Source organism: Arthrobacter sp. P4_F10 (assembly GCF_056401435.1).
Window position 1 is genome coordinate 1 of sequence record NZ_JBFUJJ010000026.1, and the last position, 14,941, is coordinate 14,941.

Consider the following 14,941-nt stretch of genomic DNA (forward strand, 5'->3'; position numbering starts at 1 on the left):
GGTGAACCCTTCCTCGCGCAACCGCTCCGCCGCGCGCAGCCCCGCCATCGATGCCCCCACGATGACGATCCGTCCAGTCCTCTTAAAAGTTCTCCCGCTGTCTTCGACCGGAGTAGCCGTCGCCGGTCGTGGGGCCGGGTGCAGCGACGTGTCCTGCCCGTCCGGCTGTTCAAGCCGGATGGCCTGAACCGGACACGCAGCGGCGGCCCGCCGAAGCCTCGTGAGATGCGCCCCGTCAGGGTGCGGGTTGTAGGTCAGTGCCTCGTCCCCCTGAATCGTGAAGACGTCCGGGGCGAGGAAGGCGCACTGGGCGTAGCCCTGGCATTTAGTGAGATCGACGAGGATCCTCATGCCGCACTTCTCCCTTTTAGCGCGCTTGCGTCGGCCGTCCGCCAACCAGTCGGCGCCTCTTCCGATCCAACCGGGCGGCCCCGGGCCTGTCAAAACTTCCGCTCCCCAAAGCTGGGCAGCGGAACGGAGCCTGCACTCGATTCGATTTCAAGAGTGTAGGCCCCGTGGGCACGCGGCGGAAGAGGCCTGCGACCGGACAGGGCGGGGCAGGGTCTGCGGCTGAATCCGGTCGCGAACGTTCCGACGTCAAGGCGATCGTTGACCAGTCGGCAGATCGTCAGGTGCCCGGGCAGCCCGGTTTCGCGCTCAAGGTAGCGGGGCGACTATTCCTGCGCCGTGATTCTGGACTCGTTGGCTGCTGACGAGGAATAGCCGGCGCTGCAGAGGTCTTGTCTAGATTGGGGCGTCGATGAACGGCTGCCTCGTGAAAGGACCTCCTTGCCCACTCCCTTTATCCCGTTCACCATGCGCGCTACCGTCCGCGAAGACCACAGGCGTTCCTTCCGCACGGATATAGAACGTCTTACAGGCGGCCACCGCGGGTGGGCGCCGCTGGACGTCGTCAAGTCCACCGACACCCAGGCGGTGCTGTGCGGAGCGATCGCGCAAAGCGTGCACACCGCCACCGACGCGAGCCTTGCCCGCTACCTCCAGGACCGCTTTGTCGCCGATAACGACATCTATCTGGATCTCACTGTCAGCATCGGGCGCTAACAGACGCCCAGGCAAGCCCCGGACCATGCTGGTCCGGGCTTTTCCATGCGACCAGCGGCCGCCCTTTATCGGTCGATCAACCGGCCAGGGACTATATCTTCTGGTCGAGGACGTCGATGGATTTCATCAGAAGGCCCGAGCCGCGGGCGGAACCTCCGTGATCGAGCCCGAAGACACGCAACCGGGCACGTGGCCGTGCGCGGCACACGGGGGGAGCGATGGCGATACGCTGGCACTGCGGCGACTGCGGCCGCGGCACAGGCAACACCGCCTTGGTGCGCGAGTCCGCATATCGATCGCTCTCCCACATCTGCAGGGTCGCATCTGGGGCGGGTCGGGCCAGCGAGTCGCCGGGCTGCAGGACGCGGCATGTCGGTCCCGCGACCCGGGAATAGGGGAGCCGTGGTGTGCGTTAAAGTCTGGTCAGAGAAGAACACCCGAAAAGAGAAGACTCAAGTGGCAACCGATTACGACGAAGTCCGGTCCGACGTCAAGGAATCACAGGACCGGTCCCTGGAGGCGTTGCAGTCCGCTAACGCACCGGATGCCCGCAGCGTCGTCCGTGAGCTGGACGAGTCCGACGCGCTGGATGAGGCCATGACCCCTGGCGGGGAGTTTGTCGCCGAGGAACTGACCGTTCAGGTCATTCCCCAGGCCGAGGACGAGTTCACCTGCTACTCCTGTTTCCTGGTCCGGCACCGGTCCCAGCTGGCGCGCGAAAAAGACGGCCACTCGTACTGCCTCGAGTGCGAAAGCTAGGACGCCCTCGCTCCAGATGACGGGACGCAACAGCGGCCTCAACAGCGTGACTTGATCCGCCCTACCGCAGTATTCGAAACGGAGAAGAGCGGAGCAGCAAGCGTGCGCGGAACGCGGCTGTCATTGCTGACTCGTTGGAACCAATGCGCCAAAAGCGTTGGCCGCATGAGGTTGGCGGTCATGAATATATTGATTAGGGACAGCGAAGTCACGGGGGTGACAGGATGGGCATGCCAGGGCTTTGTCATTTTCAGCAGACCATTGCACTGGTTGATTCAAAGCCTGCGGCACAGCTGACTTTAGGACGAGCCCCATAAGCTGGTCCGCAGGCATAATCCACGACAGAACGCTTTCTTCCAACGCCGGGGAGCTCAGCATGGACACCGAATTCGCTGATGTCATAGATCATGACGTCACCACCATCACCTGCGTATGCGGCAATACCGTCAGCAACGAGGGATTGATTCAGGCCAACTCACAAGGCATCCCCGTTCACATCGGCGGAAACGCGCCAGCGCCCGCAGGACTGGCTACGTGGCCTGACGACGAGGATCTCTACACCCTGTGTCCCTCATGCGGCCGCGTTTACCATGACGTGGTCATCGAAGAGACAGGGACCGCGCCCGTTGCTTTCCGAGTCGATATCACTGCTGGACCGATTGCAGAGGCGATCCGTGTCCACTGGGACCTCAACACGTAGTCCTGTGACCCTGTCCCACGTATGCCGGGGACCGGTGCGGGGGAACCCCCTCCACAGGGGAAGTTTGTGTACCTTGACGGCCGGCCTCGAGCTTGGCATCGTGGAAGTCGGATCGGGGAGGCGAGCACCATGCAAGAGAAGAGTTGGTCGGTGAACATCGTTATCGACGAACATGAAAACCAAACGCGGGCCACGGCACGATTGAGGGCCGAGAACCGGGCCGAACTGGAAGGTGTCGGGTTGGCCAGGCTGAATCCGATAGACTCCGATGTCCCGGAGATCGGGGACGAGTTGGCGACCGCACGCGCCCTGGCCGACTTGGCGCATCAGCTGATCGAAGTCACCGCGGCCGATATCGAGAAAATTACCAAAGAACCTCCGCATCTCCGCGCTTAGCCCTGCTTTGCTGAGCGCTGGTCCTGCTGGCCAGCTGGAATCCCCGTGATGAACTCGGCGACGCACCCGGCGATCCTGCTGACGACTGGGACATCGACCCCGCGATCGTGAACCGGCGCGGCGGCACAATCGCGTCGGCCTCGTTGGCGGTTCTCTCCTGTCAGGATCCCGGGCGAGTGGAGGTGGCCAAGCGACATTGCTGACGGCGTCGCCCGTATCCTTGATAGATGAGTGACATCGCGCATTCAACCGCCACATTTGATGGCCGCTTCGCCCGGGAGTTCAAGGAGATGGCCATTCCTTGGCGCGCGGAGGAAGCTCCCGACCCGCACCTTCTGGTGCTCAACGAGCGCCTCGCCACCGAGCTAGGTCTCGATCCGGCTTTTCTCCGGAGCCCTGAGGGTCTGCTTCTGCTGATCGGCAACGCCATCCCTGCGGAGGCCCGCCCGGTGGCGCAGGCCTACGCCGGCCACCAGTTTGGCTGGTACGCACCCCGTCTGGGCGACGGGCGCGCACTCCTGCTCGGCGAAATCGGCCACGCGGACGGGCAGCTCCGCGACATCCACCTCAAGGGATCAGGGCGCACGCCGTTTGCGCGAAACGGCGACGGCCAGGCAGTGGTCGGCCCTATGCTGCGCGAATATATCGTGAGTGAGTCGATGCACGCGCTGAATATCCCCACCACACGATCCCTCGCCGTCGTCGCGACGGGGCGTCCGGTGCAGCGCGAGACGCTCCTGCCAGGCGCCGTTCTTACCCGGGTTGCCAGCAGCCACCTGCGCGTGGGCAGCTTCCAGTACGCCCGGTCCACGGGCGACATCGGCCTTCTTCGCCGCCTCGCGGAATACGCAATTTCCCGTCACCACCGGGCCGCCGCGGAGGCCGAGAACCGTTATCTCGCACTATTCCAGGCGGTCATATCAGCCCAGGCTTCACTGGTGGCCCGGTGGATGCTCGTAGGGTTCGTTCACGGGGTCATGAATACCGACAACATGACGATTTCGGGTGAAACCCTCGACTACGGGCCGTGTGCCTTCATGGAAGGCTTTGACCCTGCCGCCGTCTACAGTTCGATCGACGAGACCGGACGCTACGCCTACCGCAATCAGCCGGTGGTGGCGGAGTGGAACCTTGCCCGGCTCGCGGAGTCCCTCCTGCCTCTGCTTCACGATGACCAGGAGCAGGCGGTGGACCTCGCGGTGGAAGCGCTCAGTGAGTTCCGCCTGCAGTACAGTGCGGCCTGGTCGGCAGGCATGAAGGCCAAGCTTGGGTTCCGTGAAGGGCCCGACGACGAAGTGACGTCGCCTCTTGTGGACGAACTTGTGGCCCTGATTCAGGAGTCACGGGCGGACTACACATCGTTCTTCCGGCACCTCGGCAAAGCCGCCCGCGGCCAGGCTGAACCTGCGCGGGGCCAGGTTCTGGACCCGGCAGGGTTCGATGCCTGGGTAAGGCGCTGGCGCGCCTTGGCGCCAGATGCTGACGCCATGGACGGAGTCAACCCCGTCTACATCCCGCGGAACCATCTGGTGGAGGAAGCCCTGACCGCCGCTACCGGCGGGAACACGGGTCCGCTGGAACGGTTGATGGACGCGGTAGCCTTACCCTTCGACGAGCGGCCCGGTCTCGAGCATTACGCCGCTGCCGCCCCGGAAAGCTTTGGCCCTTACCGGACCTTCTGCGGAACCTGAATGCTGAGGCAGGCAAATTACTCCAGTCCTCCCTTCCGGCAGACCCCATGGATGACCAGAGCTCAGGAGGCCCTGTGGCCCTACTCCAAGGGGACGCCAATAAATAGCATGGCGTCATGGAACAGCTGCAGGACACGGGTGCTGAAGAACCGCCGTTGTCTGCCACCACCGTTTTCGCCAGTCTCGCGGAGTTGAGGGACGCCCCTGGCTATAGCCCGGCAGCAATAGCCGAACGGCTAGTAAACTCGCTGGGCATGGATGCTGCGGCACCCCTGCTGGGCGTCGATGTGGAACTTCTGGATCGCTGGACATCGGGCCAGGATGCGCCGAATGCGGTTGGCCGGCTCCAGCTTGCGGACCTGGACGCCCTCATAGGGCACCTCCACTGTGCTTTCACGCCGGCCCAGGCCATGCTCTGGATGTGCAGCCCCAACGTGCAGCTTGGCTCCAGACCAATCGATGTTTACCGCACGCAGGGATCGGCGCCGGTGATCGGCGCCATCCGGGCCCATGTGCAGGAGGCCTTCGGCTGATCCGCTCACCAGATGGCGGGTGGGTACCCGGCCGGATCGTGGCTCGCTAGGCTTTGTCCATGGACGGGAGCGAGACATGACCCAACGGACCTACCCGCAGGGCGTTCCGTGTTGGATCGACACCGGGCAGCCTGACGTCGAGGCGGCCGCCGTGTTCTACGCCGGAATTTTTGGCTGGACGTTCGAGGACGCCATGCCGGCGGGAGCGCCGGGCCGTTACTTGATAGCAAAGCTCGACGGCCAGGACGTCGCTGGGGTGGCCAGCACTCAAGGTGCCGCGGCGTGGAGTACCTACGTATCCGTCGAGGACGCGGATGTCGCAGTGCAGCGACTGGTCGCTGCCGGCGCTGCGGTGCGAACGGCGCCTGCTGATGCGGGAGAGGGCGGCCGCAGTGCGGCGCTGACCGATCCGGAGGGCGCCGAGTTCCGCATCTGGCAGGCCAGGCGACGCTTCGGGGCACAAGTGGTCAATCAGCCAGGGGCCTGGAATTTCAGCGATCTCCACACGCCAACCCCCGGCGCGGCCATAAAGTTTTACGAGGACGCGTTCGGCTGGCAGGTCGACGACCTCGGCTTTGCGATGATGATCCGCAGGCCCGGTTATGGTGATCACCTTGAGGCGACAGTCGATCCGGGCATCAGGGCCAGACAGTCAGGGCTGGCCGCCCCGCCTGGCTTCGAGGATGCGATCGCCTGGATCGCGACCACCGCCCCCGCGGAACTGTCGCGCTGGCACGTCTCCTTCACCGTTGCCGACCGGGACCAGACGGTGGTTGATGCGGAGCGACTCGGCGCCCAAGTCCTTAGCCAAAACGACACCGAGTGGACGCGCACGGCACTGATCCGGGACCCCCAGGGAGCGGAGTTTACCGCCAGCCAGTTCACGCCCCCGTCGGGATGAGCGATCCTTGACGGCCGGCCGACTACTTCACGTCGTGGAGTGCTCCCGCACGCGCGCGAGCCATTCGACCACTAGGGCCTGCGTGAGGGCGGGCTGCTCGTGGAACAGAGCGTGGCCGGCGCGATCGAGTACAGCAAAGGTGGCGCGGGGGTAGTGCTCGGTCAGCTCCCACGGACCCGTGTGCCCGGCAGTTGCATCCTGTCGCCCTGCAAGTATTAAGACAGGATGAGGATAAGTAGTCGCCGCGTCCGGGCGATCCTGTAGCTCCCAGTTCGAAAAGATTCGCATCAGGCCCGATTCGTCAACGAGTGACGCTGCGGGAGCCACTAACTCCTGGAACCGGCTCAGCGTTTCAGACGTCTGCACCACGAAGTAGTTACGGTAAGAGGCCTCGAGCTCCGGGCCCAGTTCGCCGGTCGGGTCGGCCGCCGAAACAAGAACCTCGTGCTCAGGCACGTTGCCCGTATGCGCGCCCACCGGGCAGATTAACGCCAGTCCCACAACCTGCTCGGGTCGCCGATCGGCAATCGCACGGGCTAAGTACCCACCGTACGACTGGCCCATCACAAGCAACGGTTCGTCACCAATGGTGCTATCGATCAGGCCGAGCAGAATGTCCAGGACGTCATCGTTGCTCGTGATCGTCTCGGGCGCCGGGGTTCGGCCCATCCCCGGCAGGTCCGGATACAGCCGCCGAAAGCCGGGAACGTTGCAGAATATCGGTTCAAGAGCGCCGGCGATCTCGCGATGATCCACCCCCGCGCCGTGCAGGGCGAGAACCGGCGTGCCCCTGCCGTACTCGGCATATTGCACAGGCACTCCGCCGACCGTAGCTTCCATCCAGATAGTGTAGATCGCGCCGGCCCGCTAACCAGAGGGGTTTGAGAACATGGCGGGTACCGGTACAGAAGCGTCGGCGTCGAATGCCCAGGGACTGGCTACCCGCGCGTCGAATTTTTGCATGTTCGGGCCTTGCCCGGCTGACGGTCCTAGTCCGCTGCGAGGTCCGGCGGCACTTCGTTCACCATGAACTTCACGAACTCCGGCACCGCCGTGTGGGGCACCGGTTCCAGCCATGCCAGTGACACGGTGACCGGTGGCGCGTCGACAAGCGGCCGGTACACCACCCCAGGGTGCTGGTAGGTTTCCGCAGTCGAGATGCCGCTGATGCCAATGCCACGGCCGGAGGAAATCGCGAGCAGCCAGTCGTCAGTATTGTCCGTGGCCACCGTGTGCTTCGGACGTATCCCCACCGGCCACAGGTCCAGCCTTGTGAGCCCGGTGAGCGTATTGACGACCACAACCTCGTGGGACAGGTCAGCCAGGCGCACCTCGTCGCGGCCGGCCAGTTCGTGGTCGGCAGGCAGGACAGCGAAGCGGGGCTCCTCGGCCAGTTCGCATTGCCGCATGCCGGCCGGGCCCCCGGCCACGGGTGTATCCCCCCGTATCAGGGCGACGTCGGCACGCCCGGAGGCCAGACCGCCGAACCGGTCATCCACGCGGTGCAATTCCACCGGCGTTCCAGGGTGCAGTTCGCGCCAGCGGCGTAGCAGGGGTCCAGTCCGGCGGCCGAGCGCGGACCACGGATACCCCAGCAGCATCGGCCGGACAGGTGTCCCTGCGGGGTCCAGTGCCGCGTCGAGGGCGGCGATCGCGGCGGCGGCGCGCGGACGCAGGGCCTCGCCGGCAGGGGTGATGGCGACGTGTTGGGTCGAGCGGTCAAACAGAGTGGCGCCAAGGTGTGCTTCCAGTTGCCGCAGCGTCCGGGACAGCGCTGGCTGGCTGACCCGCAACACGGCCGCAGCGGAACTGAATCCGCCCTCTTCGGCGATTGCCAGGAATGCCCTCAAGTGCCGCGCCTCAACGCTCATGCGTCTAGGTTATAACAGCAACTCAAATGGCATTTCCCGCCGCCTGCTGACTTTCCTAACGTTGGAACCATGCAAATGACGACTTCCCGGGCCTTGCCCGGCACGCCGGCCCCCGGTTACGCCCCGGCGACCGTGCTGGTGATGGCCGCGGTGCTATGCCAGCAGCTCGGTGCAGCGGTGGCTGTGCTCGTCTTTCCCGCAGCCGGGCCGTTAGGCATCGTGACGCTGCGCCTGGCGTTCTCGGCCATCATCCTTCTTGCTGTTGCCCGGCCTAGGCTGCACGGGCACAGTGGAAGGGCCTGGCGGGCTGCAATCGGGCTCGGAGTGACCATGGCAGCGATGAACTCACTGTTCTACGAAGCCATCGCACGGCTGCCCCTGGGCACGGCAGTCACCATCGAAGTGCTGGGCCCGCTGGTCCTATCCGTCGTGGCCAGCCGACGCGCCAAATCCATGCTGTGGGCGGCGCTGGCCTTCATCGGGGTCGCCCTGCTGGGACAGGAAGGGCTGGCCGATCTCGACGTCGCCGGTGTCTGCTTCGCCCTCGGTGCGGCGGCGTGCTGGGCCTTATTCATCCTGTGCAACGCCAGAACCGGAGCAACGTTCCCACGGCTCGGCGGCCTGGCCCTCGGAATGGCCGTCGGGGCGATCGTCTCGCTGCCTGGCGCGATGCTAACGGCGGGGACTGCCCTGTTGGAGCCGGCGATCCTTGGCCTTGGCCTCGGCGTCGCGCTGCTCTCGACGGCTGTCCCATACTCCTTCGAGCTCATGGCCCTGCGCCGAATCCCGGCCGCCACGTTCTCGGTGCTGACCTGCACGGCACCGGCCGTGGCGGCGCTGGCAGGCTTTGTGGTTCTCGGGCAGCAGTTCGGATATATCGACGTCATAGCGGTTGCCCTTGTAGTGGCTGCCAGCATAGGCGCCGTCCGGTCAGCAGGGCCGATCAAAGCTCCTGGGCCCGCCGAGACATGTTCACCGCAGCAGCATTCCGGCAAGGCGCCGGTTCGAAGGGACCGCGCGGACCAGAGAAAGGCCACACGGAAGGATCCCTAGACGGCGTCGGGCCGCTGGTCTCCCTTGTGGCTGCGCAGATTCTCCTGCACCTTGCCAAACAAGTCCTTGATGGTCGACTCCGTATTGGTGAGCATGTCCGGCTGGACGTAGACCTGTTGGGCGGGAGGCAGACTGAAGTGGGAAGGCAGGCCACCCGTGCCGTCCACTCCTGCAAGCGCGATGGTCACGCCGCCCTCCTTGCGCGCAATGGCGCCGATCCGGCCGAAGACCACGGTGAATTCGTCCGGCTGGAAGCTCACGGTCAGTCCGATATGTGTCCGGTTAAGGTCGCTTGCTGCGACGGCCTTCTCGTTACCGGTGCCCGCATAGCTCATGTCCATCTCCTGCGACAGTTGGTGGCGTTGTACGCGAGCAGTCTACGTCTGTGTCCGGAAGCCGGGTAGGGACCCGCCGGCTGCCCGATGCCGGGCGGGACCGTTCCTGGTGGAGAATGCGTTCATGACCAATGACGATCTTCGGCCCGTCTACTTCCTTTCGGACAGTACCGGCATCACCGCGGAAACGCTCGGCAACACCTTGTTGACGCAGTTCCCCGCTAATAACTTTGACCGCATTACGGTCCCCTTCATCACGACGGTCGAACAGGCCAAGACCGTGGTAGGTACCATCGACACGCTGGCCGCAACCGGCCCGCGGCCGATCGTCTTTTCCACGGCTGTCAGCAGCGACATCCGCCATGTCCTGGCGACGTGCCAGGGGATTATCGTGGATCTCATCGGGACCCATGTCGGACAGCTGGAGCAGGCCCTCGGCTCACTGGCCAGCGGGGAACCCGGCAGGGCCCACGGCCTCGGCAATGCCGAGCGGTATCAATCCCGGATGGCCGCCGTCGAGTACGCCATGGAGCACGACGACGGCCAGAGCCTGCGCGCGCTGGAAAAGGCCCAAGTCATCTTGGTGGCACCCTCCCGCTGCGGCAAAACACCCACCACCATGTACCTGGCGCTGCAACACGGAATCTTCGCCGCGAACTTCCCGCTGGTGGACGAGGACTTTGAGCGGGAGGGGCTCCCCAAGCCGCTGAGGCCTTTCGTTGAGAAATGTTTCGGTCTCTCCTCCAACCCCCTGCGCCTGAGCCAAATCCGCACCGAACGGCGCCGCGGCTCACCCTACGCGTCGCTGCGGCAGTGCGGCTTTGAGCTTCGCAGCGCCGAGCAGCTGTACGTCTCCCATAGGATTCCGTACCTGAATTCAGCCACGGTGTCCGTGGAGGAAATGGCCGCGACCATCTTGCAGCGGATGAATCTCAAGCATTAGGGAAAAGTTTCACAAACCCAGTGTGGCGCACGTCATATGGAAAGAGCGCTGGATACCTGTCAGTGTGGACAGGACTTGCGCCCAGCAACCGGCCATCGCCGCGAGCGGGGCGGCGCACTTGCGTGCCATCATCTGCAAAGGAGCAGTAACTATGACGACAGACATCCTGTGGTTCTCAGAACTCGGACTCAAGGACCTGGACCGGGTGGGCGGAAAGAACGCTTCCCTTGGTGAGATGGTGCAAAATCTGACCTCTGCCGGCGTCCAGGTTCCCGACGGCTTCGCCACCACCGCGGATGCCTACCGCAACTTCCTGGCAGATTCCGGCCTGGACCAGAAGATCGCCGACCGGCTGGTCGGCCTGGACACCGATGATGTCACCGCCCTGGCCGCGGCAGGGCAGGAAATTCGGGCCCTCATGCGCGAGACGCCCTTCCTGCCGGACTTTGAAGCGCAGATCCGGGACTCCTACCGGAAGCTGGTGGACAAGCACGGCGGTTCTGAGGACCTCTCCTGGGCCGTCCGTTCCAGCGCTACCGCGGAAGACCTTCCCGATGCCTCCTTTGCCGGGCAGCAGGAAACCTTCCTGAACGTCCGCGGCATCGAGAACATCCTGCTCGCCATCAAGGACGTGTTCGCGTCCCTCTACAACGACCGGGCCATCGCTTACCGCGTGCACCACAAGTTCGAGCACGCCGAGGTGGCGCTGTCGGCCGGCATCCAGCGCATGGTGCGATCGGACGTCGGGGCCTCCGGCGTCATGTTCACCATGGACACGGAGTCCGGGTTCCAGGATGCCGTGTTCGTCACGTCCTCCTACGGCCTGGGCGAGGCGGTCGTCCAGGGCGCCGTGAACCCGGACGAGTTTTACGTCTACAAGCCCGCGCTGCAGGCCGGCCGGCCCGCCATTCTCAAGCGCGGTCTGGGCGAGAAGGCCCTCCAGATGACCTACACGAGCAGCCGCGAGATCGGCCGCACCATTGACTTTGTGCCGGTTGAGGCCTCGTTGCGGAACCGCTTCAGCCTCAGCGACGACGACGTCGAGCAGCTCGCCCGGCACGCCGTCGCCATCGAGAACCACTATGGCCGCCCGATGGACATCGAATGGGGCAAGGACGGGATCGACGGCGGCCTGTACATTCTGCAGGCGCGCCCTGAGACCGTGCAGTCGCGCCGGGCCCCCGGCAGCCTGAGCCGCTTCCGCCTCAACGGAACCGGCCGGGTGCTGGTCGAGGGACGCGCCATCGGCCAGCGCATCGGCGCCGGCAGCGTCCGCATCCTCACGGCCATCGACCAGATGGCCGCCTTCAAGACCGGCGATGTCCTCGTCGCCGACATGACCGACCCGGACTGGGAACCGATCATGAAGCGTGCCTCCGCCATCGTGACCAACCGCGGCGGACGCACCTGCCACGCGGCCATCATTGCCCGGGAACTGGGGATTCCGGCCGTCGTCGGCACCGGGGACGCCACGGACGCCCTCTCCGACGGCCTCGACGTGACCGTCTCCTGCGCCGACGGCGAGACCGGCACCATCTACGAAGGGCTCCTGGACTTCAGCGTCGAGGAAACCGAGATCACCCAGCTGCCCGAGGCCCCCGTCAAGGTCATGATGAATGTCGGGACACCGGAGCAGGCGTTCACCTTCGCGCAGCTGCCCAACCACGGAGTGGGCCTGGCCCGGCTGGAATTCATCATCAACCGCCAGATCGGCATCCACCCCAAGGCACTGCTGAACCTGGACGAGCAGCCGGCAGACGTCGCCGCGGACATCCGTGAGCGGATTGCCGCGTACGACAGCCCGCGCGATTACTACATCAAGCGACTGGCCGAAGGCGTGGCCACCATCGCGGCGGCCTTCGCGCCGGAACCCGTGATTGTGCGCATGTCCGACTTCAAGTCCAACGAGTACGCCAACCTGATTGGCGGACCCGCCTACGAGCCGCACGAAGAGAACCCGATGCTCGGCTTCCGCGGGGCCTCACGGTACCTGGAGCCGTCCTTCCGGGACTGCTTCGACCTTGAGTGCGAAGCCCTGTCCTTCGTCCGCAACGAAATGGGGCTGACCAACGTCAAGCTGATGATCCCGTTCGTGCGGACCCTGGACGAGGCCCGCGGCGTCATCGAACTGTTGGCGGAAAACGGCCTCAACCGCGGCGAGAACGGGCTCGAGGTGATCATGATGTGTGAGATTCCGTCCAACGCGCTGCTCGCCGATGAGTTCCTGGACTACTTCGACGGATTCTCCATCGGCTCCAATGACATGACCCAGCTGGCCCTCGGCCTGGACCGGGATTCCGCGATTGTCTCCGGCGGCTTCGACGAACGCGACCCCGCCGTCAAGAAGCTCCTGAGTATGGCCATCAAGGCCTGCAGGGCGCGAGGCAAATATGTGGGCATCTGCGGCCAAGGTCCCAGCGACCACGAGGACTTCGCCGAGTGGCTGGTCGAGGAAGGCATCGATTCCGTCTCCTTGAACCCCGACACCGTGGTGGATACCTGGCTCCGGCTCGCCGGTGCGGCCGTCGGGGCAGGGGTCGGCGCCGAGGCGAACTGACAGCACGGCGCCGAGGAAAGGACAGCAGGACACCCGACGGGCAGCACGGTCTCGAATTCCGGACCGTGCTGCTGGGGCCGCATCGGCCGCTGGGCGGGGGAGYGCACACGTGGCATTAGGCCGCCTGGCTCCATTGGCCACAGTCAATGAAGTTTCGCGGCCTGTGTCGATTAACCCTCCCGTTGTTCGACCTGTGGGTGGGAAGGTCGGAGGGCGACCTTCCAAAACCTAGGAGATTGAAATGGCAAAGTACATGTTGATCATGCGCGGAACCGACGAGTCGTACGCCAATCTTGAGAAAGCCGACTTCAACGAAATCCTCGAGACCATGGGCAAATTCAACGACGAATTGATCCGCGCCGGAGTCCTGCTGGCAGCCGAGGGCCTGGATGATCCGAAAGAGGGCGTCGTGGTGGACTTTACCGGCGAAACCCCGGTGGTCACTGACGGACCCTACGGCGAAACCAAGGAACTGTTCGGCGGCTACTACATCCTCGATGTCGCATCCAAGCAGGAAGCCATCGAGTGGGCCAAACGGGCTCCCCTCACGGCGGGAACCAAGACCGAGATCCGCCGTGTGCCCGCCATCGACGAGTTCCCGCAGGACAACGAATGGATCCAGAAGGAACGCGCGTGGCGTGAGCAGACCGGCCAGCTCTGAACCGGCAGTGAGCAGCAACGAGGCAAGGGCCGCCGTCGAAGCGGTGTGGCGCATGGAGTCCGCCCGCGTCGTCGGCGCCCTTGCCCGCTATACGGGCGATTTCCTGTTGGCCGAGGACCTGGCACAGGAGGCGCTGGCCGAGGCCCTCGTGTCCTGGTCGGTGAACGGGATCCCCGCGGAGCCGGTGGGCTGGCTGCTGACCACCGGCCGGCGCCGAGCGGTGGACACCTTCCGGCGCCGTGCCGCCCGGGACGAAAAGTACGCCCTGCTGGCCCGCGACCTCTCCGAGGAGCTTCCGGGAGCCGATTCCCTGTTCGACCCCGACGCGATCGACGACGACGTGCTGGCGCTGATGTTTATCTCCTGCCATCCGGTGTTGTCCAGGGAAGCGCGGATCGCCTTGACGCTGCGCGTGGTGGGCGGCATGGGCACCGACGAGATCGCGAGGGCGTTTCTGGTTCCGGTGCCGACCATCCAGGCACGGATCACCCGGGCCAAGAAGACCCTGGCGGCCGCCCACATTCCGTTCGCCGTGCCAGAAACGCGCGACGTGCCAGAACGGCTGGGGTCGGTACTCCAAGTCGTGTACCTGATCTTCACGGAGGGTTCCTTCGCGTCCGGCGGTGACTCCTGGATGCGCACGGACCTGGCCGGCGAAGCGCGCCGCCTGGCCCGCGTGCTCACGCGGCTCACGCCGGAACCCGAAGTGTTCGGCCTGCTGGCCCTGATGGAACTGACAGCCGCGCGCTTCCCCGCGAGGCTCGATACGTCCGGCCGGCCGGTCCTCCTGGAGGACCAGGACCGACGGTTGTGGGACCAGTCGGCGATCCGGCGCGGCCGCGCCGCGCTGGCGAAGGCTGTGGCTGCCGGCCGCGGGCTCGGCGCATACGGGCTGCAGGCTTCGATCGCCGAATGCCACGCGGTGGCCCCGTCCGTTGCGGAAACGGACTGGCAGCGGATCGTCATCCTGTACGAGGCCCTGGGAAGGCTGGCGCCGTCGCCGGTCGTCGAACTGAACCGCGCCGTGGCCGTGGCCATGGCATCGGGCCCGGCGGCCGGGCTGGAACTGGTCGACGCGATCGCATCCCGGGGCGAACTCAACGGCTCGCACCTGCTGCCTGGGGTCAGGGGCGAGTTGCTGACACGGCTCGGCCGGCTTGGGGAGGCGGAGTCCGCCCTGCAGCAGGCGGTCGCACTGTGCACGAACGCGGCCGAACGCGCTGCGCTGGAACGAAAGATCGACGAGCTTGCCCGCCCGTAGTCCCGATGTGGGCATCTATTGACACCCCGATGTCGTGACTGCCATATTTCAAGTACGCGCTATGTGAATCGCGTTGTGTAATACGCAATTCACGAAGGCGTATGCGGGACGTGCCGTCACCCTCGAAGCCTAAAGCTTCGAGCGACGGGCAGAGGATTCCGAACCGCAACGAGTCGGCCAGACTGGCAACGCGTGTCCGTCGCCAAAGAGTCCCC

Annotated in this window: 16 protein-coding genes; 12 read left to right on the plus strand and 4 right to left on the minus strand. The window is 65.1% G+C overall.

The window, feature by feature from the left end:
* The coding region (locus tag AC1DR1_RS18505; protein ID WP_476993057.1) for a ferredoxin at window positions 1–351 on the minus strand (351 nt) is incomplete at its 3' end.
* Window positions 352–789: 438 nt separating this feature from the next.
* On the opposite strand from AC1DR1_RS18505, the gene AC1DR1_RS18510 reads away from it, so the two are divergent.
* From AC1DR1_RS18510 to AC1DR1_RS18540, 7 genes are all read left to right on the plus strand, one after another.
* On the plus strand, window positions 790–1,065 hold the full coding sequence (locus AC1DR1_RS18510) for a hypothetical protein (RefSeq protein WP_229993063.1): 276 nt from the start codon (window positions 790–792) through the stop codon (window positions 1,063–1,065).
* Window positions 1,066–1,521: 456 nt separating this feature from the next.
* Window positions 1,522–1,824, plus strand: a complete 303-nt coding sequence (locus AC1DR1_RS18515) for a DUF4193 domain-containing protein (protein WP_229993062.1) — start codon at window positions 1,522–1,524, stop codon at window positions 1,822–1,824.
* A 376-nt stretch (window positions 1,825–2,200) separates the two neighbouring features.
* Window positions 2,201–2,524 carry a hypothetical protein gene (locus tag AC1DR1_RS18520; protein WP_229993061.1) on the plus strand — a complete coding sequence of 108 codons (324 nt, stop codon included), beginning with the start codon at window positions 2,201–2,203 and terminating at the stop codon, window positions 2,522–2,524.
* A gap of 129 nt (window positions 2,525–2,653) precedes the next feature.
* Window positions 2,654–2,920 (plus strand): DUF1876 domain-containing protein, encoded by a 267-nt coding sequence (locus AC1DR1_RS18525; protein ID WP_476993058.1) that lies wholly within the window; start codon window positions 2,654–2,656, stop codon window positions 2,918–2,920.
* Window positions 2,921–3,147: 227 nt separating this feature from the next.
* Window positions 3,148–4,611: a protein adenylyltransferase SelO gene (locus AC1DR1_RS18530; protein WP_229993059.1), complete on the plus strand. Its 1,464-nt coding sequence runs from the start codon at window positions 3,148–3,150 to the stop codon at window positions 4,609–4,611.
* Window positions 4,612–4,727: 116 nt separating this feature from the next.
* Window positions 4,728–5,144, plus strand: coding sequence for a hypothetical protein (locus tag AC1DR1_RS18535; protein WP_229993058.1), 417 nt, complete (start codon window positions 4,728–4,730; stop codon window positions 5,142–5,144).
* Between the two features lie 76 nt (window positions 5,145–5,220).
* Window positions 5,221–6,045: a VOC family protein gene (locus AC1DR1_RS18540; protein ID WP_476993059.1), complete on the plus strand. Its 825-nt coding sequence runs from the start codon at window positions 5,221–5,223 to the stop codon at window positions 6,043–6,045.
* A 27-nt stretch (window positions 6,046–6,072) separates the two neighbouring features.
* On the opposite strand, the gene AC1DR1_RS18545 is transcribed toward AC1DR1_RS18540, so the two are convergent.
* Window positions 6,073–6,885: an alpha/beta fold hydrolase gene (locus tag AC1DR1_RS18545; RefSeq protein ID WP_229993056.1), complete on the minus strand. Its 813-nt coding sequence runs from the start codon at window positions 6,883–6,885 to the stop codon at window positions 6,073–6,075.
* A gap of 149 nt (window positions 6,886–7,034) precedes the next feature.
* Window positions 7,035–7,916: a LysR family transcriptional regulator gene (locus tag AC1DR1_RS18550; protein ID WP_476993060.1), complete on the minus strand. Its 882-nt coding sequence runs from the start codon at window positions 7,914–7,916 to the stop codon at window positions 7,035–7,037.
* Between the two features lie 69 nt (window positions 7,917–7,985).
* On the opposite strand from AC1DR1_RS18550, the gene AC1DR1_RS18555 reads away from it, so the two are divergent.
* Complete coding sequence (locus tag AC1DR1_RS18555) at window positions 7,986–8,969, plus strand: EamA family transporter (RefSeq protein WP_356815702.1); 984 nt, start codon at window positions 7,986–7,988, stop codon at window positions 8,967–8,969.
* Here the strand turns inward: AC1DR1_RS18555 and AC1DR1_RS18560 are convergent.
* Window positions 8,966–9,304: a hypothetical protein gene (locus AC1DR1_RS18560; protein ID WP_229993054.1), complete on the minus strand. Its 339-nt coding sequence runs from the start codon at window positions 9,302–9,304 to the stop codon at window positions 8,966–8,968. The two genes, AC1DR1_RS18555 and AC1DR1_RS18560, sit on opposite strands and share 4 nt — an antisense overlap.
* A 124-nt stretch (window positions 9,305–9,428) precedes the next feature.
* Here AC1DR1_RS18560 and AC1DR1_RS18565 point away from each other — a divergent pair, with 124 nt between their 5' ends.
* The 4 genes from AC1DR1_RS18565 to AC1DR1_RS18580 all read left to right on the plus strand — a co-directional run bounded on the left by AC1DR1_RS18565 (window position 9,429) and on the right by AC1DR1_RS18580 (window position 14,726).
* Complete coding sequence (locus AC1DR1_RS18565) at window positions 9,429–10,247, plus strand: pyruvate, water dikinase regulatory protein (RefSeq protein ID WP_229993053.1); 819 nt, start codon at window positions 9,429–9,431, stop codon at window positions 10,245–10,247.
* A gap of 151 nt (window positions 10,248–10,398) precedes the next feature.
* The gene (ppsA, locus tag AC1DR1_RS18570; protein ID WP_229993052.1) at window positions 10,399–12,804 is read left to right on the plus strand and encodes a phosphoenolpyruvate synthase; all 2,406 of its coding nucleotides are present in this window, start codon (window positions 10,399–10,401) and stop codon (window positions 12,802–12,804) included.
* Between the two features lie 241 nt (window positions 12,805–13,045).
* Window positions 13,046–13,465: a YciI family protein gene (locus AC1DR1_RS18575; protein ID WP_229993051.1), complete on the plus strand. Its 420-nt coding sequence runs from the start codon at window positions 13,046–13,048 to the stop codon at window positions 13,463–13,465.
* A 7-nt stretch (window positions 13,466–13,472) separates the two neighbouring features.
* Entirely contained in the window at window positions 13,473–14,726 is a 1,254-nt protein-coding gene (locus tag AC1DR1_RS18580; RefSeq protein ID WP_476993067.1) for an RNA polymerase sigma factor, read from the plus strand.
* Window positions 14,727–14,941: the final 215 nt, after the last annotated feature.

What these genes read in the sequence shown, in the direction of transcription:
- AC1DR1_RS18565 (WP_229993053.1), top strand. Translation starts at nt 9,429, where the DNA reads ATGACCAATGACGATCTTCGGCCCGTCTACTTCCTTTCGGACAGTACC.
- AC1DR1_RS18545 (WP_229993056.1), bottom strand. Translation starts at nt 6,885, where the DNA reads ATGGAAGCTACGGTCGGCGGAGTGCCTGTGCAATATGCCGAGTACGGC.
- AC1DR1_RS18540 (WP_476993059.1), top strand. Translation starts at nt 5,221, where the DNA reads ATGACCCAACGGACCTACCCGCAGGGCGTTCCGTGTTGGATCGACACC.
- AC1DR1_RS18575 (WP_229993051.1), top strand. Translation starts at nt 13,046, where the DNA reads ATGGCAAAGTACATGTTGATCATGCGCGGAACCGACGAGTCGTACGCC.
- AC1DR1_RS18550 (WP_476993060.1), bottom strand. Translation starts at nt 7,916, where the DNA reads ATGAGCGTTGAGGCGCGGCACTTGAGGGCATTCCTGGCAATCGCCGAA.
- AC1DR1_RS18525 (WP_476993058.1), top strand. Translation starts at nt 2,654, where the DNA reads ATGCAAGAGAAGAGTTGGTCGGTGAACATCGTTATCGACGAACATGAA.
- AC1DR1_RS18520 (WP_229993061.1), top strand. Translation starts at nt 2,201, where the DNA reads ATGGACACCGAATTCGCTGATGTCATAGATCATGACGTCACCACCATC.
- ppsA (WP_229993052.1), top strand. Translation starts at nt 10,399, where the DNA reads ATGACGACAGACATCCTGTGGTTCTCAGAACTCGGACTCAAGGACCTG.
- AC1DR1_RS18555 (WP_356815702.1), top strand. Translation starts at nt 7,986, where the DNA reads ATGCAAATGACGACTTCCCGGGCCTTGCCCGGCACGCCGGCCCCCGGT.
- AC1DR1_RS18530 (WP_229993059.1), top strand. Translation starts at nt 3,148, where the DNA reads ATGAGTGACATCGCGCATTCAACCGCCACATTTGATGGCCGCTTCGCC.
- AC1DR1_RS18560 (WP_229993054.1), bottom strand. Translation starts at nt 9,304, where the DNA reads ATGAGCTATGCGGGCACCGGTAACGAGAAGGCCGTCGCAGCAAGCGAC.
- AC1DR1_RS18535 (WP_229993058.1), top strand. Translation starts at nt 4,728, where the DNA reads ATGGAACAGCTGCAGGACACGGGTGCTGAAGAACCGCCGTTGTCTGCC.